Here is a 16,513-nt window from a genome sequence, read left to right as displayed (position 1 = left end):
TATCGCTGAACTAATCGGTTCAGTTTAGCTGTTTAGGGAATTCGCCAACGGTATCCGATGGATAGCTGAATATCAGTTACAAGGTCTGGTGACTCTTCCCGAACCCCCGGCGCAACAATCACCCTCACCGACTGGTATTCCCAATCCCAATATTGCTGACATTGATGAAGAATCGGTGCAGTCCGTGATTAATCCTGGCGCTATGCAGATTTTGAGAGCGATCGCTGCTAATTATCCCTCATACATCAGAATTGATGGTGGCTGGATTGATGAACTGTGTGATGCTGCATCTAATCAAAATATGACCCTTCGCAGTAATCACCATTTCTACATTTCTGGTGGCACACAATCCGGCAAGTCAACTCTGGCTGGAGTGATTATTAATAAAATTGCTGCAAAATCTCAAAGTCCGGCAATTGTCATTGGCAGCGATCCAAAAGATGATGTCACCAGATGGCTGTGCAGATTCACACGTAAGTTTGACGGCATGAAAGCCTTAAGAGATTGGATTACTTTCGCCACTAACATGATTGACCAACAAAAAGCTAGGGTTGCAAAAGTTGGTGGTGAATGTCAGGGTGTTCCCGAATTATTTCTTGCTCAAGATGAGGTGGACTCTGTATTTGGTGGTGGCAAGGGACTTCCGGGAATGGTTGATGCTGATACTGCCAAAGACTTGCAAGGTTTTTGGAACTATATCATCAAATTCACGGCAGGGTTAAAGGGTCATGGTTTATTTATGGGCCAGTCCCCACTCTCTGGGGAAACTGGATTTAGCCGCCCATCTCTGAAAAACGTTTGCTTTATTGCGATGGGGCAGACATCCAGTTATATACTTGACCATCCCCAGGACTTTGTAAACGTCAAAAAGGAGATTTTGGAAGTCTTGCGACAGGCTTGTGAAATGTTAGATAAAGCCGGAGTTCGATATGCCCTAGTGATTCCCACTCGGTCTAATCCCTTTGTTGCCCTAATCCCGGAATTTGATATCAAAGGTCTGGAACAAAAACAGGATTCCAAACCGAATGGTGACACTGTTAATAGTTCTAAAAATAATCAGCAATCCTCACAGCAGCAGGTTGACTGGTATCAAGAAATTAAAAAATGGGCAACCGAATTAGGAAGAAGACCGCATTTTCAGGAAATCAAACAGAAGTGGCACGAATTAACGGGGCAAGAGTTAAACGAAAAGGGGGTAACTCTATTACTAGAAAATCTCGGATACCCAGACAATTAAACTGGAATGCTCGATATGGTAATCCCAAACAGTACAAGAAACAAGTAGCGATCGCACACAGAAAAACTCACAATTATTGTGTAGTCTGCCTGACTAAGAAAAGTGAAGAGATCCATCACGCTTACTACGGCAACGACATCATTGGAGTATCAACATTTCCTACGTGTATCTCTTGTCATAATGAGATTTGTCATAGCCCAGTTAACTGGATTAAGAATCCTAGTAATCCCGTTTGGGGCAATCGTAATACTGACGAATTTATTATCAGATTGCGATTAGGTTATCAATTACTTTACGGAGGGATTCAACGTTATGTATAACCAATACGATGATTTAAGTTTTTCAGAACAGTTACACCTAACTGAAGAGGAGATTAGACGGCGGCATAATCAGCAGATGTTCTTGCGTCGAAATGCCCAGATGTTGCAACAAGAGTTAGAGTTGGAAGATGAACTTTTGACAGAAAATCCAGAGTTAGCTCAGGCGGTTCATGCTTTTAATATGCAGGAGATTCAGAGTAATCAGCGAGGGGTACAGAATGTTTTAGGCTCACAAGAATCAGCGTCAAAAGAGCAAAGTGTTTGGAGTAAGTTTTTTCTGGGATTGGGTGGGAGATAAATATGTCTTGGTCGAAATCTATTTCTCTTGATGTTGGTAATAAGCTTTTTGACGTAATTGGGGTTTCTTTTGAGCAGAACGAATTAGAGGGCGGTTACATCGCTAAACATGAAAGTAAGACCTTGAGAAGGCCAACGTTAACCGCTTGCTGTATGGCTGTTTTAACTGACTGGATAACAATTAAGGAGAATTGAATTTATGTCTGATTTATCAACTTTTGTATTCGAGTCTCAACAAGTCCGGTTTGTTGGTACAGCAATGGAACCAGAATGGATTGCTGCGGATGTGTGTACGATTCTTGAAATCCAAAATGTCTCACAAGCTTTAACTTCTTTCGATGAAGATGAGAGGGGTATATAAACGCGATCGTACAATTTCTATTCTAGACAGCCAGTGAAGAAAAAAAATACATGATTTACCGCATTAGTTTTTATGAAAAGTTCAATTTGTAGCCTCAGTTCATTAGTTAAACAAACTGCTCAAGTCGGCATTGGTTTTTTAGTGATGCTATTAGTAACTGGTGGTCGTCCGCCTGCATTCTTAGTCAATTTAACCGCTTCTTCAAGTATTGTATTTGTTGCCTATAGTGAGGCACGTAGGTTAGCGAAGGGAAAGAATTAATCTTCAAAACATATCCGTTTACCCTGCCGACTATGTTTGACAAATGAAAAATTACAATTTATTTATATGGATACTGAACAGGATTTCTTATTTTTCAACCCTCGAATTGCTACCAAATACAATCCCTTTTATGAAGGAGAGTATTTGGTAATCCAGACCTATCCCCGTGAGCATAAGTTGATAGTTGAGCATCGCAATTTTGATTACAAAAATGCCAAAAATCATTGCGAACTAGAAAATCTAGCTCATGACTATACATCATTTTCTCTTAGGATTTTTCACGATGATCATCTGTGGGAGGTAAACTATGAAGGCGAGCCGCAAAGTATTTCTAAGGAACAGAACTGGAGAGTTGCCCAAGAATATCTAGAAGCTCATTACGCGATGCATACTGATGCTAAGGTGGTCGTATGCCAATGCAGTTAACCCTATTTTTCGTCACTCACTAGTCATATTAGCAACAGTAGTCAGCCCATTACTTCGTGGCAATCGCTCACTTGCCTACTTGAAAGTAAAGGGCAAGATATTCAAACCTGCCCCAACTGTAATGCATCCTTAGTTCGAGTTGATGAATCGGAGGATGATGATTTTGATTTTGATGACCAAGTTAGCCGACCAATAGCTTGTATCGGTTGCGCTAACTATCATGGAGTTGAGTATGACGGGAATATGTTAGTCTGTGGAATTCACGCGCATGGATGGGATAATGAGAATTGCCCAGATTATTATCCATGAGATTGCTCCTGATCTAGGACTCATGTGATACAAAAGATTGTAAAAAATTGACCCGCTCTTTAGTATGCTCTTCTCAAAAAGCCACTACTCAGATAAGCATTAGGCATTGTCATTGTCGCTATTAACTGCTATGTCGAAATGCAATACGTCTTCGCTAACGCCCAACTTTGTATAAAGTTTAATGGCTGGATCGTCACCAATATCCGCCTGGACGAAAATAAGATAAGCTCCACATGCTGCTGCTACTTCTTTCAGCCTCTGAATTAATGCTGTTGCGATTCCCTGCCGTCGGTGTGCGGCAGCAACAGCTAGATCATAGATATAAATCTCGCTGCGCTCCTGCTCGAACTTTTTAAGCTCGTAGGCAGTAAGACCGCCAACGACCTCACCTTCTTTCAATGCGGCGATCGCAATGAAGTAGTCACTATCAAGTAGTTGCCGCAGATAGTCTGCACTAGGTGGATTTCTATATGTCTCCATCTCATCGAATGCTTCACCAAAGGTTGCTAATAGAGCTTCCATTAATGCAATGTCCTCCGGCACAATCTGTTGAATGCTTAAGTTCATTGGTATTTCCTAAGCTACATTCCTGTTGAGCGGCTAAATAATCCCAATAGGAAATAAAGACAGTTTAAGCGTAAGCTAAAAATAAAAGACTTGAGTGTTATGTCAATTCCAGGGATTTCTGAAGCAATAATACGCCATAACTCCAACGCTTCATCCTACAGTCGTGGTGAAGAATATTATCGCAGGGGAGCAATCACCGATCTAAAAAAACGAGGTAATCTGATTCAGGCGGAGGTAGAGGGTAGCGAAATTACACCATATCAGGTCAGTATTCGTTTTGATGCAGGTGGAATTACCTCGGCAAGTTGTACTTGTGCTTATGATTATGATGGATGGTGCAAACATATCGTTGCCACCTTATTAAGTTGTTCGCGTCAATCAGAGAGGATTGAAGAACGTCCAACACTAGAACAATTATTAAATCGCCTCGATATTCTTCAAACTCAGCGATTATTACAAGAACTGGTGGAAAATAGACCAGAAATAATTGATGATATTGATCAGTTTGTAAGTTTGATAGATTTGCCGAAACCGAAAACCAAACAGCCTTCTACTCGTCAAAGCAAAATTGATACATCACCTTTTCGCTCTCATGTCTTGCGGATTTTGCGGGATGGATTGAAAGAATTAGAGTATGGTTCAGAAGAAGACCCATTCACAGATGATTTGCTGGCTGTAATTCAGAAAGCGCGGGAGTTAGCAGAAAATGGAGATGGGAATAATGCAATTACAATTCTCGAAACTATTACCGAAACTTATGCCCAAGAGTGGGATGAGTTACTAGATTATGGTGGTGATAATTATTCCATAGCAGAACCTCTTGACAGTGCTTGGACAGAAGCAATTTTGTGTGCAGAGATGTCTCAAGGAGAAAGGGTGGATTTGCAAGTGATGTTGGAATCATGGCAAGACGAAATCAGCGCAGACTTTAGTATGAGCTTAGAAGCATTGCATCAAGGTTGGGATTACGAACCACTCCAACAGATTATGCAAGGGGATGATAGCGCAGAACTTTGGGAAAATGGACGACCAAGCTTTGCTGATGATTTAGCATTAATTCGCTTGCAAATTCTTGAACGTCAAAATCGTTACACAGAGTATTTAAATCTAGCTTTAGCAGAAGAAATGACTCTGCAATACCTGACGCAATTAGCAGCTTTAGGAAGAGTAGAAGAGGCCATGTCTGCGGCTAAAATCCTCATGGAAAGAGCAGAAGAGGGTTTTGCTCTAGCAAAAATATTGCGGGAAGATGGATACTTGGTTGAAGCGTTAGAAATATGTATTGCTGGTATAAATTTAACGGGTAACTGTTTATATGAATTTGCTACTTGGACAAGTGACTTAGCCCAAGGATTAGAGGATAATGCTACTGCCTTAACTGCTAGCATTATTGCTTTTAAAATCAGACCATCGTTTCGATACTATGGTAAAATTCAAGACTATGCAGGAGAAGCTTGGCTGACAATCAAACAAGATTTACTGCAAACCCTGCGAGAACAGCCAAATTGGGGAATACAAGAAGCTCAGGTTGATATTTTCCTCCATGAAGGATTAATTGATGATGCAATTAAAACAGTAGAAAGAGATACTTACTATGGTTCAGAATTGGTTCATCGAGTCATGGATGCGGCAGTTTTCCATCATCCTGATTGGGTAATTGATAACGCTCGCAGACGGGCAGAACCAATTATGGAACAAGGAAAAGCTGACCGTTATGATGCGGCTGTTAATTGGCTCAAAAAAGTAAAAACAGCTTATTTTCAACTTGGACAACAAGCTCAATGGTCTGCTTATCGTTCACAATTAGAAGCCGCTCATGGACGGAAACGTAAATTAATGGAATTATTTAAACAACTAAATAAATAATATGATTAATTTGACAACTGACACCACAAAACTGCAAACAAAACTTCTTGAGAAGAAATACTTCGAGCTACACCCTTCCTTACAAAAGATTATCCAGTTATTTTCGGTAATTTATGCACCGATAGACAAAAATTCATTCATAAGTTGTCTTAGCAAAACAGGCGCTTTAGATGAAAACAATAAACCTTGGAGTACTAAAACCCTCAGTCCTCAAATTGATAAATTGTTAAAAACAGGCTTGTTAGTGCAAGAAGGCAGACAAGGCGCTGAATGTCACCCATTACTTACAGAAATTGCTACTCGTCATGCTATAAAAACTGAACAGTTTGAAATCCTTGTTACAGCAGTTGAAGAAAAGCTACCTATACGTACTCATTGGAACGATGATTCTCGTAGAATATTCCATAGTTTACGCCAGTGTATCAGAGAAATTCGTATAGGTTTTTATCGCCAAGATCCTAATTTTATTAATCAGCAAATTGAAGATTACGAGAAGTATGGTGATAGCGAAGAAAAAATAGTAATACAAAATATCTTTGAGCAGATATGCAATAACCCATTTGATGCAGATTGGTTGAGTACCTTACCACAAGGATTATATGAAAGTAGCATATCTAGCATCCTCCTAAATTCAGCATTAAAATTGTCTGCGTCTGAAGATGCTTTTACACTGTTAGAAGAAGAATGTTCTTCAACTGGAAAACATTGCTCAGATTATCTGCACTTAATTTTGACAGAAGAAATGTTGCTTCGAGGTTGTACCGAAGAAGCACAAGAAAGTCTAGAACGGATATCGGATGAATATCAAAATAACGCCGCCGTCTTTTGGGGCTGGTTAAGTTTTCTACGGGGTGAGAATGAGCAAGCGATTACTTATTATACAGATGCCCTGAAAAAGCTGAAAAAAGCGACAGGCAAACGCCAAATATATTTCAATACAATGGGGGGCTTATTTTTTATCCTCGCACTGTTAAAAGACGGTTCAGTGCAACGCCTCAAAGAAGCAGAAGAGTACACCAGTTTGATGTCTCGTCAATCAGATCATTGGCTTAGGTTTATTTATGGCAGACTGAAAATGGTGCTGCAAGTACACCAGGGTGATATTACTCAAAAACAATTTGTACTTAGCGCCCATATCTCTTCAGTGGAAGAAGAAAATAGCTTACAAACATTGTTTTGTTCCCTATGCCTTTACTGGATGGATGCTGAGGGTGCGAAAAAACGCTTACCTAATTTATTAGAGCCATTATATCGGCGATCGCTTACCTCCGGTTATCACTGGTTGGCAATGGAAACCGCAGAACTCCTATCCCGGCTCAAACCTAGTAGTAAGTATCAAAAAGAAGCAGAAGCACTACGAGAAGATAGCGGTATTCATTCCATCGTAGACCTCATTCGACCCCAAGAGGCTTGGGAAATGTGCCTCAATGCCCTAGCAAATCTCCAAAAACAACCACAAACATCCCTAAAACCAGAATCCGAACTGCGTTTAGCATGGTTCATTACCTTCTATCCCAGCAGATGTGTCTTGCAACCAAAGGAACAGAAAGTTAATGCCAAAGGCGAGTGGAGTAAAGGTCGCCCCATAGCCCTCAAACGTTTGAGCAGTGGATTAGCTGAGTTTGATTACATCACGCCTCAAGATATGCGGGTATGTAGTTGTATCGAAGTATATAATGAGGGCTATTATGGCAAAGTTGATTATACCTTTGGTGAAAAAGCCATCTCTGCTTTAATTGGACACCCATTGGTTTTTTGGGAAGATACACCTAATATTCGTGTAGAAATCGTCAAGGGAGAACCGGAATTACTAGTTAAAAAAGGGAAACAAGACCTTCTCACCTTGGAATTTTCTCCAAAATTACTAGAATCACAGAATATTCTGCATATAAAAGAAACCCCAACCCGCATCAAAGTTATTGAAATTACAACAGAACACAGACGCATTGCGGAGATTATAGGTAAGGATAATAAATTAAATGTACCTGCGATCGCTAAAAAACAAGTTTTGGCAGCTATTAATGCTGTTTCTGGCATCGTCACCGTACATTCTGACATTGGTGGCGGTTCAGAAGGAGCAGAAGAAGTACCTGCCCAAACTATACCCCATATTCACCTTTTACCTGCCAATGCCGGCTTGAAAATCACCCTGTTGTCGCGCCCCTTTGCCCAAGGTGGCCCTTACTTCCATCCTGGTACAGGTGGTGAAACTGTCATTGCTGAGATTGAGGGTAAACGTCTCCAAACCAGACGAAATCTATCCCAAGAGAAGCAACTTGCCGCCGACGCTGTAGCCGCCTGTCCCACCTTGGCTCAAAGTGAAGAACAAGATGGTGAATGGGTAATAGTTGAACCAGAGTCATGTTTAGAACTACTGCTAGAATTGCAAGCGCTGGGAAATAAAGTAGTCATGGCATGGCCAGAAGGAGAAAAGCTGCGTATTAGCCACAATGCCGACCTGAAAGACTTTAATTTATCAATTCAACGTCAGCAAGACTGGTTTGCAGCCACTGGGGAGTTGAAATTGAATAACGACCTTGTGTTGGATATGCAGCAACTCCTGGAACTATTGGATAAAACCCCTAGCCGTTTTATCCCCCTTGGTGATGGTCAATTCTTGGCTTTAACTCAAGCTTTTCGGAAACGCCTCGACGAATTGCGGATGTTTTCGGAAAAGCATAATAAAGGTATTCGTTTTCACCCCTTAGCAACATTAGGGTTAGAGGATTTTGTCGATGAGGTAGGTAAGGTAAAAGCAGATAAACACTGGAAAACACATAGAGAGCGTCTTCTTGAGGTGCAAAACCTCCAGCCAGAACTGCCATCTACGCTTCAAGCAGAACTACGTGACTACCAGATGGAAGGTTTTTGTTGGCTGGCGCGTCTGGCACATTGGGGTGTAGGAGCTTGTTTGGCAGACCAAATGGGACTCGGTAAGACCTTGCAGGCATTGGCGGTCATTCTCAGAAATGCTCATGAAGGGCCAACCCTAATTATTGCGCCCACTTCTGTGTGCATGAATTGGGTGAGTGAAGCGCAGAAGTTTGCCCCAACCCTCAATATTATTCAATTTTCTGGTGCTAACCGCCAAAAATTATTGGATGGTTTACAACCATTGGATATGTTGGTATGCAGTTACGGTTTATTACAGCAGGAAGAAGTAGCGCAAATGCTTTCTGTTGTACAGTGGCAAACTATTGTCCTGGATGAAGCCCAGGCAATCAAAAACATGACCACTAAACGTTCTCAGGCAGCCATGAGCCTAAAATCTAATTTTAAGTTACTGACTACTGGGACTCCCATTGAGAATCACCTGGGTGAGTTGTGGAATTTGTTCCGCTTTATCAATCCTGGGTTATTGGGTTCATTTGAAAGCTTCAATCAACGCTTTGCTATCCCCATTGAAAAATATCAGGATAAACTTGCACGTAATAAACTCAAAAAACTGATACAACCATTTCTATTGCGGCGGACAAAAAATCAGGTGTTAGAAGAGTTGCCATCTCGTACCGAAATTCTCCTTCATGTAGAGTTAAGTCGAGAGGAAAAGGCATTTTATGAGGCATTGCGTCGTCAAGCAATATCTAAACTTACCGAAAGTGATGCCGAAGCAGGAAAGAAACATTTGCAGGTTTTGGCTGAGATTATGAAACTGCGTCGCGCTTGCTGTAATCCTAGCTTGGTGATGCCTTCAGCTGAGTTAGCCAGTTCCAAATTGCAACTTTTTGGTGAGGTGCTGGGTGAACTGCTGGAAAATCGTCATAAAGCGTTAGTGTTTAGTCAGTTTGTTGACCATTTGCACATTATCCGCGATTACCTCGAACAGCAAGGTATTAATTATCAATATCTAGATGGCAGTACTTCAGTTGCAGAGCGCAAAAAACGGGTCGATGCCTTCCAAGCTGGTTCAGGGGATGTTTTTCTCATTAGTCTCAAAGCCGGGGGTACAGGACTCAATCTAACTGCGGCTGATTATGTCATCCATACAGACCCTTGGTGGAATCCCGCAGTGGAAGACCAAGCTTCAGACCGCGCCCATCGGATTGGGCAACAACGCCCTGTTACCATTTATCGTCTAGTTGCAAAAGATACTATTGAAGAAAAGATTGTGCAATTGCATCACCAAAAGCGAGATTTAGCAGATAGTCTCTTAGAAGGTACTGATATGAGTGGCAAGATATCAACGTCAGCCTTGTTACAGTTAATTAGTGAAGGATAAGCTGTCCCTCTGACATAATTTTAGATTTTTTATTTCCTGATTGCACAAGTTCAAGACCAATTCAACTCTAATCAACTATGCCCAAGACTTGGAACTTAAAAATAGATAACTATTTTCAAGCGAACCCCAATTGCATCATCGCCACCGCCCATGTAGATACATTCCCCACAGACCTACCCCTAGAACCAAATATCAGGGAACCAAACCGCAAAAGTGCGACATACCGACAAATCTTTGACTCTGTGACGACTCAACCAGAAAAATTCTTCTCTCGTCACAGTGGAATAGTTCTGTCAGCGAATAAAGTTAAACCCAACAAAAGCAAGACTGAACTTGAACTCGAAGTCTTAGAAGCTAGTGAGGGGGGAAGCGATGGCATTATCAACGGTGGTCATACAGTTTTAGCGTTTGAGCAAGCGAAAACTTACAAATATGACCTAACCCAAGCCAGAGTCAAAGTCACTATCCACATTGGATTGGTGGAAGATGAAGCTAAAGATATCGCCTTAGCATCAAATACGACAACACCAGTAGATTCGCGTTCCAAAGTCAATGCCAGAGGAGATTACAAATTCATCAAGCAGTATTTAGCTCAGTTAGAAATCGAAGAAGACAGAAAATTCCGCATAGCCTATTACCAGAATCAAAGCGGCGCTCCCAGAAATGCCCAATGCAATGTAACCCATTTACTAAAACTGCTTTACTGCCTGGACAGAAATAAATACAATCCTGACAGCAATAAACGAACCAAGCACCCAGCAGGTATGAGTATCCCCTCTCAAATCAGCGATACTGAAAGGGAAAGATTAACTGCCCTGCTACCTCTCTTGACTCATGCCTTGTGGATAGAGCAAAGACTCTACGAACTAATTCAAGAACATATAAGTAACCCTAAAAGAAAGGGTGTAAACGACCTGGCATCAATAGACACACGTAAAAATACATTATTGCCTGATAGTAAGTACTCATTTGGTTTCGGTGCGCCAACGGATTTGGCACTACCGATAATTGCATCCTATCGGGTGTTTTTGGATCCAGATTATAAATGGATTCTGCCGTTTAACGAATTTGCTGAAGACTTTTTGCAACACTTGTGGACGAACTATTTCCGCAAATACTTAATATCGGAGAAAACAGCAGGGAATACAGTCGGTACGAAAATCAGCCGCAACCAAGAAATTTGGGAAAGCTTGTACATTTCGGCGCAAAGCTATTTGAATCAATACTTAGTGAAAATGGTTAACTCCGGTAAAAAGCAGGAAAAATTAACGCTGACTTCTGGTTAAAAGTAAAAGGGAGGAAGCTTGCGAAAATAACAAAGTCTGGAGAAGCCTCTATTTGAGATAAATCCATATACTGTAAAGAATCAATGAGATGTACAACTTGTTTCGAGGCAGGTAGAAGAGTTCAGTTGCTGCCTCCTGATTCCGATTTCAGTAGCAAGCTAGTACAGCTTGGCGGAAATAAGCAAACCATTACAGCGCTTCCCGCTATTATGCAATACAGTTTTTCTCCTTGCCCCCCTCCTAGCATAGCTTTCAGCTTTGAGGATGGATGTACCTCATAGCTGCCGGAAGTGCTGTAAAAGCTACGAAAATTTGACTGCACCTAAGCTTAAAAATGGTATGTGTATTTACGCCGCACGGTACTAGGGTGTTGACTACGGGTTTTGTCGCAGCCCTAACAAGTTTCCGTCAACATCCTTGAAGATGGATAATTGCACTCCGTGACCAACATCTGTAATTGGCTCAACTTCTACTCCTTTTTCAATCAAGCTTTGACGAGCAGAAACTATATCGTTTACAACAAAGGTACTAACGGTATTACCTATTTCAACTGAGTTACTTAAGTTCAATCCAATTGCAAAGCCTGGAATATCAGGGAAACTAAACTGTCTCCAGTTAGGCGTGTCATATTTTGATTGGGGAACCAAACCAAGTTTGTCTTTGTACCACTCAACACTAGCTTCTAGATTAGTAACGTCTACTTTAATAACAAAACTATATTCACCAAAAGTGTTTTTCAATGTCATAATCTACCACGCTACTCACAAATTTTTGCAATATGGATATTATCAACCTTTTTGGCAATCAAACAACTATTTGGTGATTGATTTACAGTAGTTTAATTTTCTACTTAGATTTCAGTTGTGATCAAAATTCATCCCAACTCTTGTGCTTCTGTCCTAGTGTCACCAAACGTCCCAGAAAACTAAAATACTCATTAATACAAAAATACTATTGGGAGAATAATATGACGGGACAAGGAAGCATTTATAATCATAATGGAAAAGCATCAACAGCCAGCACTGAATCACACCAATAAGCTGAAAAGTTCGCCACTGCGATTGGTGAATTCAACTCTCAAGTTGATTAGTTCAAATTTTGTCAGCTTTTAGAGTTGGAGCCAGGTGAGTATGCAGACGAGCAATACCGATATTCTCAGCAGTTAGCAGAATCGCTCACTCTTATTCAACGTCGAGTCTAAAGTCTTCATGATTGATGCTGGAAAGGAATTGTAAAAATCTAACGATCACTTTAATGATTCGGTTAAACACATTCCCCCTACAGCGATCGCCTTTACCTTAAAACAAAAAATTATCCGCCTATATCTTTCCCACTCTTATAGTTCATCGCTCTAGGTTTCCTCTTGCCTATCGGGACTACTTTCGATTGCTTGGGAGGTTGAGGCGGACGGCATTTCTCGCAATAGAGCGGTCTAACTCCAAAAGTTTCTCGTTGTGTGGGTTGTTCACATTGCTTGCATACGAAGTTAAAAACGCGAGTGTGAATTTCCCGTTTGTGCGCTCTGACCGTGTACTCTCGGACTTCAATAATTTTGCTGGGCATCGGCTCTGTAATCGGTGTTCTATTTTTAAAGATAATTTCTAAGCATCAATATATTCGTGTATCTCATTACAAAAACAGTGACAATTAGTTCACAGAGGGTAGCGACCGATCTTTAATTTTGTTTTAGTACTTTTTCAATTTCTACTAATTTGTGACGTAAGACTTCTTGTAATTCTATTAATTCAGCAGGGTTAGCTTGCTTGAGCAACTCTAAAGAGAGTTGTTGCAAACGACTAGATGCTTGGGATACTGCTTTTTTCTTCGTATTTTTGGTTACTGCTAGCTCGGACTCAGATGCTATTACTTCAGCTACTAATTTTCGAGTAGCAATAACAGACAACTTTTCTACTATTACTTTGTGCGTCGTCTCTTCCCTAATAGATTTGGCTTTTTGTTCAGTCAATCCCAAATTTTTTGCGGAAAGTTTTTGTAGAGCCATTGCATGAACACCTTTAAGTCCTGCTCTTATGGCAAGTTTTAGGTCTTCTGCTAAAGATAGCATTGGAAAAATATTGGCATCTATAGAAGCAGGATTTAACTGTAAATCTAATAGTAGACTTAAGATTGCTCGTTCTGAGTCGCTTAAATCTAAAGACTCTAGTTCTTTTTCTTGTTTTTTTGCATCTGCTGTTATTAAATCCACCAGTGATGTTATACGCTTTTGACTATTCAAACGTCGTATTACTGTTGAAAGAATACGCGGAATATCTTGAAGTTCTAATCCAATAATTGTAGACAATTCACGCGCGATCGCCTCGGCTTTATCCAAAGGATTAAGGTCTTCTCGATGTAGAGAAGTTAGTAGTGCTTTACGATGTAAACCAGTCGGTTCTGGAATAATAACTGCTTCTAAGGTTTGCCAACCTAGAGCTTTAGCACTGCGCCAGCATCGCTCTCCGTCAAATATTAATAGATGATTCTCTCTTTGAATCAGAATAACTGGTTGTAACTGCCCATCACTAGCTAAAGAGCGAGACATAGATTCAAGACTTTCAGTTAAAAATGTTTGTCTAGGTTGTTCTATATTTGGCTCTATTTGCTCGATAGGAATTGACAAAATACCTATTTGGGACTGAAGTTGTGTTCGCAACTCTTCCAATTGTCTTTCCAATTCGCCAGAATTTTTGTCACGAAGTTCTTCAATCTCTGCTCTTAATTGCTGTATTTCTTCCTCTGCTTGAGATAATTGCTGAGATTGCTTCGCACCTGAAAAATAATTTGTAAGATTAGGAGTGTTACGAGCGCACATAATTATTTTGTCTTTTTAGTTGTCTTAGGTTTTCCAATTAAAGTCACAAGATGAGAAGTAGTTTCTTTAAAATCATCTTTAGCAGGATGACTAGGACGGTAAATATGCAATGGTAAACCTTGACCACTGGCATTGACAAATTCTGCGCTATCCCGGATTGCTGGAAATGCTCGAATCTTCATGTGTTGCAACTGTTCAGGTAATCCTGCAAGCATCTGTCTATGAGTACTTCTGCGAACATCATATTGATTGGGAACAAATCCTAAAATTTCTGGAGTTGGGTTTAAACGCAAGTATTTGCAATGATAGTAGTACCATTCCAATAAATGTGCTGCTCCTTGAATTGATTTTGGTTCTAGCTGTACGGGGATAATAATATGTGTACAAGCGGCTAGAGCCATTAAAGGTAAAGGGCCAAGGGTAGCTGGGCAATCAAAAATAACTACGTCCTGTGCTAGTGGATAATCTGTTAAACAGTCGGCTAAAAGGTAGGCTCCTCTTTTGTGTAGGACAAGTTCATCTGCTGTTTGGGTTAATACCATTCCCCCTTGACATACGACAACATTATTGGTGTACTGCCTCCAGCAAGGAGTTAATGGCCAAACACCGTCAAATTGATCTTTGAGAACTCCTGCTAAAGTCTGTTCTGGTTCTGGTGGATTCAAACCACAGAATAACGTTAATGAGCCTTGTGGATCTAGGTCTAGTAGGGCTACATTGTACTTGCGTTTTGCTAAGTCGTAAGCTAAATGAACTGAAAGTGTAGTCTTACCACTGCCTCCAGCATTGCTAATTACAGCTAATCGAATTTGCATGGCTTCACTTTAAGTGCTATTTCTGAATCATATATTGTGACGCTGAGATCATATATCAATATATGATCCAACTAATTACTTGTCTTTTTTATTGTGTCTTCCATTCAAGAAAATTTATTAAAGAAGGTTTTACGGCAGACATCATGAAATCTAGCAAACTCCACCCAAACAACAATCAAAGCTCAAACACCCAAGTTCAAAACTAAAACAGACCCCTGATGCTAATCAGTTAGAGGCAGAGTTTCTAAATGTAACTGATGGTCAATAGAGTTGACCCGAAATGTACAGGAGGCGATTAACATTATTCTTCGCAGCGATCGCAGTAGTGCTGATAACTCGTCGCAGCCATCCCAAGGACAGCGAACTTCTAAACACCATGTTGAAAACTCAGAATATTCAGAGCGGTTTCAGCATGTAAGATTTATAGACTGCGACAAAGCAGTGAGGCAGATTATATTTGAGTGCAGAAACTGCCAACAGGGCATACTTTGTAAATTTACGGGTGAGCCTGTAGTTGGAGAATATAACGGGCGACCTTCAATCATCCAAATTAAGGTTAAGTGCCCCAACTGTGAGCAAACGGCGATTAGATTGAGTACAGGAGAAGTGGTTTCTACAACAGCGATTCCTTCACCTTGGCAGCAATGATGGCACACGCCCTCTTCAAGAGTGATTGGTAAGAGATATTAACGATTGATAATGCAAAAGCTGAGATTTTTACCCTCAATAATAACTGCACTAACGGCACTGACACTAAATAGTTGCAGCACTACTACTGCTGAACAGTATGAAGCTACAGCACTCACCAGTTACACCTGGCTCGTTTTGTATGCTAATAACCTAACTAGTCAACCACAGCCACGCACTGAAACCTTTGCTAACACTTCAATGTTGAATCGGAATGGATTGAAACCGGCAGGAGCAGTTGTTGGCCCAGATGACAGAGGGTTATGGTGGCCTACTTTACCGGCGCGACGAAGTGTTGATGAAGTTGAACAACGTAAAAGACCCCAAGAAGAGATAGGTAAACCTGAATTGGTGAAGAATGTAAAGTACAAATTGACCTATGGAGTGAGTAATTTACAGAAGACACTACCTACTAATTATGATGTTTATTGGCAAGTAGTAAAAGCTTACCACCAAAGAACCCCTTTGAAATTAACTTTGGGTGTGAATGATAATTCAGTAGAAAAAGCTGAACCTGTCAGCAAGTAGTAACCCACTCGTTACGTAGTCAGCAAGAAGTTAGAGTGAAAGACTGAATTGCTTTTCAACTGCCAGTGTTGAACTTACAAGTCCTCCCGACAATCTCAAGTCTTGCAATCTCTTGAAAAGTGACCAATTTATTGTAAGTAAATTCCAAGTGGATCAGGGTAGAGCTACATCTTGCGGGAAAGTAAATTGGTAATAAAAAGAATAAATCAAAGAGTCAACGATGATCTAATTTAATTTCTGCTGCATGATAAAAAGATTTCAAAAAATTCTCTTGGGGGCTATATGGGGGCTATATATACCCCAACAATAACTCAAGACTTTGGTGAGATTTTGACCCCTATATAGGGTGCATATAGGTGTTAAATGGGGTATATTTGACTGATTAACATTTTGTGCCCCATTTAGCCCCCAAGGGGTTATGATAAGCTCTTGAGATTAGGCAAAAAAGGGAAGTTATTTTATTCTTCTAGGACTTACGCATTGACAGAATAACAAAATAGTGAATTCATAAATAAGGGTCGT

The 16,513-nt window shown here is 40.5% G+C and carries 17 protein-coding genes; 12 read left to right on the top strand and 5 right to left on the bottom strand.

What is annotated here, in order from left to right; translation table 11 throughout:
- Nucleotides 1–88 precede the first annotated feature (88 nt).
- The 7 genes from HWQ39_RS07530 (at nt 89) to HWQ39_RS07500 (ending at nt 2,902) form a co-directional block, all read left to right on the top strand.
- Nucleotides 89–1,237 (top strand): hypothetical protein, encoded by a 1,149-nt coding sequence (locus HWQ39_RS07530; protein ID WP_292843154.1) that lies wholly within the window; start codon nt 89–91, stop codon nt 1,235–1,237.
- On the top strand, nt 1,156–1,557 hold the full coding sequence (locus HWQ39_RS07525) for a hypothetical protein (protein ID WP_292843152.1): 402 nt from the start codon (nt 1,156–1,158) through the stop codon (nt 1,555–1,557). Before HWQ39_RS07530 ends, HWQ39_RS07525 begins: the two co-directional genes overlap by 82 nt.
- Entirely contained in the window at nt 1,550–1,855 is a 306-nt protein-coding gene (locus HWQ39_RS07520) for a hypothetical protein (RefSeq protein ID WP_292843150.1), read from the top strand. The genes HWQ39_RS07525 and HWQ39_RS07520 overlap by 8 nt, the downstream gene beginning before the upstream one ends.
- A gap of 2 nt (nt 1,856–1,857) precedes the next feature.
- Nucleotides 1,858–2,049, top strand: a complete 192-nt coding sequence (locus HWQ39_RS07515; protein ID WP_292843148.1) for a hypothetical protein — start codon at nt 1,858–1,860, stop codon at nt 2,047–2,049.
- Nucleotides 2,050–2,053: 4 nt separating this feature from the next.
- The gene (locus HWQ39_RS07510) at nt 2,054–2,215 is read left to right on the top strand and encodes a hypothetical protein (RefSeq protein WP_292843146.1); all 162 of its coding nucleotides are present in this window, start codon (nt 2,054–2,056) and stop codon (nt 2,213–2,215) included.
- Between the two features lie 72 nt (nt 2,216–2,287).
- On the top strand, nt 2,288–2,476 hold the full coding sequence (locus tag HWQ39_RS07505) for a hypothetical protein (protein ID WP_292843145.1): 189 nt from the start codon (nt 2,288–2,290) through the stop codon (nt 2,474–2,476).
- A gap of 66 nt (nt 2,477–2,542) precedes the next feature.
- A complete protein-coding gene (locus tag HWQ39_RS07500) occupies nt 2,543–2,902 on the top strand; it encodes a hypothetical protein (RefSeq protein ID WP_292843143.1) in 360 nt (119 codons plus the stop codon).
- 408 nt (nt 2,903–3,310) lie between these two features.
- On the opposite strand, the gene HWQ39_RS07495 is transcribed toward HWQ39_RS07500, so the two are convergent.
- Entirely contained in the window at nt 3,311–3,778 is a 468-nt protein-coding gene (locus tag HWQ39_RS07495; protein ID WP_292843141.1) for an AAC(3)-I family aminoglycoside N-acetyltransferase, read from the bottom strand.
- A 99-nt stretch (nt 3,779–3,877) separates the two neighbouring features.
- Between HWQ39_RS07495 and HWQ39_RS07490 the strand changes: the two genes are divergently transcribed.
- From HWQ39_RS07490 to HWQ39_RS07480, 3 genes are all read left to right on the top strand, one after another.
- A complete protein-coding gene (locus HWQ39_RS07490; RefSeq protein WP_292843139.1) occupies nt 3,878–5,644 on the top strand; it encodes an SWIM zinc finger family protein in 1,767 nt (588 codons plus the stop codon).
- Between the two features lies 1 nt (nt 5,645).
- Nucleotides 5,646–9,863 (top strand): DEAD/DEAH box helicase, encoded by a 4,218-nt coding sequence (locus HWQ39_RS07485; RefSeq protein WP_292843137.1) that lies wholly within the window; start codon nt 5,646–5,648, stop codon nt 9,861–9,863.
- A 77-nt stretch (nt 9,864–9,940) separates the two neighbouring features.
- Nucleotides 9,941–11,149 carry an AIPR family protein gene (locus tag HWQ39_RS07480; RefSeq protein ID WP_292843135.1) on the top strand — a complete coding sequence of 403 codons (1,209 nt, stop codon included), beginning with the start codon at nt 9,941–9,943 and terminating at the stop codon, nt 11,147–11,149.
- Between the two features lie 374 nt (nt 11,150–11,523).
- Here HWQ39_RS07480 and HWQ39_RS07475 read toward each other — a convergent pair whose 3' ends face one another.
- From HWQ39_RS07475 to HWQ39_RS07460, 4 genes are all read right to left on the bottom strand, one after another.
- Nucleotides 11,524–11,895 (bottom strand): VOC family protein, encoded by a 372-nt coding sequence (locus HWQ39_RS07475; protein ID WP_292843133.1) that lies wholly within the window; start codon nt 11,893–11,895, stop codon nt 11,524–11,526.
- Nucleotides 11,896–12,460: 565 nt separating this feature from the next.
- Complete coding sequence (locus tag HWQ39_RS07470) at nt 12,461–12,712, bottom strand: hypothetical protein (protein ID WP_292843131.1); 252 nt, start codon at nt 12,710–12,712, stop codon at nt 12,461–12,463.
- A 112-nt stretch (nt 12,713–12,824) separates the two neighbouring features.
- Nucleotides 12,825–13,961, bottom strand: coding sequence for a ParB/RepB/Spo0J family partition protein (locus HWQ39_RS07465; protein WP_292843129.1), 1,137 nt, complete (start codon nt 13,959–13,961; stop codon nt 12,825–12,827).
- Between the two features lie 2 nt (nt 13,962–13,963).
- On the bottom strand, nt 13,964–14,776 hold the full coding sequence (locus tag HWQ39_RS07460) for a ParA family protein (RefSeq protein WP_292843127.1): 813 nt from the start codon (nt 14,774–14,776) through the stop codon (nt 13,964–13,966).
- 270 nt (nt 14,777–15,046) lie between these two features.
- Between HWQ39_RS07460 and HWQ39_RS07455 the strand changes: the two genes are divergently transcribed.
- Nucleotides 15,047–15,424: a hypothetical protein gene (locus HWQ39_RS07455; RefSeq protein WP_292843125.1), complete on the top strand. Its 378-nt coding sequence runs from the start codon at nt 15,047–15,049 to the stop codon at nt 15,422–15,424.
- Nucleotides 15,425–15,475: 51 nt separating this feature from the next.
- Nucleotides 15,476–15,991 carry a hypothetical protein gene (locus HWQ39_RS07450; RefSeq protein ID WP_292843123.1) on the top strand — a complete coding sequence of 172 codons (516 nt, stop codon included), beginning with the start codon at nt 15,476–15,478 and terminating at the stop codon, nt 15,989–15,991.
- The last annotated feature ends 522 nt before the right edge of the window (nt 15,992–16,513 follow it).

This window comes from Nostoc sp. NMS8 (genome assembly GCF_017115045.1).
In the GTDB taxonomy this organism is placed as follows: domain Bacteria; phylum Cyanobacteriota; class Cyanobacteriia; order Cyanobacteriales; family Nostocaceae; genus Nostoc.
This window is presented reverse-complemented; position numbering and strand designations above follow the sequence as displayed.

Bases quoted from the DNA above. Each gene is read 5' to 3' on its own strand.
- HWQ39_RS07520 (WP_292843150.1), top strand. From the start codon at position 1,550: ATGTATAACCAATACGATGATTTAAGTTTTTCAGAACAGTTACACCTA.
- HWQ39_RS07515 (WP_292843148.1), top strand. From the start codon at position 1,858: ATGTCTTGGTCGAAATCTATTTCTCTTGATGTTGGTAATAAGCTTTTT.
- HWQ39_RS07510 (WP_292843146.1), top strand. From the start codon at position 2,054: ATGTCTGATTTATCAACTTTTGTATTCGAGTCTCAACAAGTCCGGTTT.
- HWQ39_RS07505 (WP_292843145.1), top strand. From the start codon at position 2,288: ATGAAAAGTTCAATTTGTAGCCTCAGTTCATTAGTTAAACAAACTGCT.
- HWQ39_RS07500 (WP_292843143.1), top strand. From the start codon at position 2,543: ATGGATACTGAACAGGATTTCTTATTTTTCAACCCTCGAATTGCTACC.
- HWQ39_RS07495 (WP_292843141.1), bottom strand. From the start codon at position 3,778: ATGAACTTAAGCATTCAACAGATTGTGCCGGAGGACATTGCATTAATG.
- HWQ39_RS07490 (WP_292843139.1), top strand. From the start codon at position 3,878: ATGTCAATTCCAGGGATTTCTGAAGCAATAATACGCCATAACTCCAAC.
- HWQ39_RS07485 (WP_292843137.1), top strand. From the start codon at position 5,646: ATGATTAATTTGACAACTGACACCACAAAACTGCAAACAAAACTTCTT.
- HWQ39_RS07480 (WP_292843135.1), top strand. From the start codon at position 9,941: ATGCCCAAGACTTGGAACTTAAAAATAGATAACTATTTTCAAGCGAAC.
- HWQ39_RS07475 (WP_292843133.1), bottom strand. From the start codon at position 11,895: ATGACATTGAAAAACACTTTTGGTGAATATAGTTTTGTTATTAAAGTA.
- HWQ39_RS07470 (WP_292843131.1), bottom strand. From the start codon at position 12,712: ATGCCCAGCAAAATTATTGAAGTCCGAGAGTACACGGTCAGAGCGCAC.
- HWQ39_RS07465 (WP_292843129.1), bottom strand. From the start codon at position 13,961: ATGTGCGCTCGTAACACTCCTAATCTTACAAATTATTTTTCAGGTGCG.
- HWQ39_RS07460 (WP_292843127.1), bottom strand. From the start codon at position 14,776: ATGCAAATTCGATTAGCTGTAATTAGCAATGCTGGAGGCAGTGGTAAG.
- HWQ39_RS07450 (WP_292843123.1), top strand. From the start codon at position 15,476: ATGCAAAAGCTGAGATTTTTACCCTCAATAATAACTGCACTAACGGCA.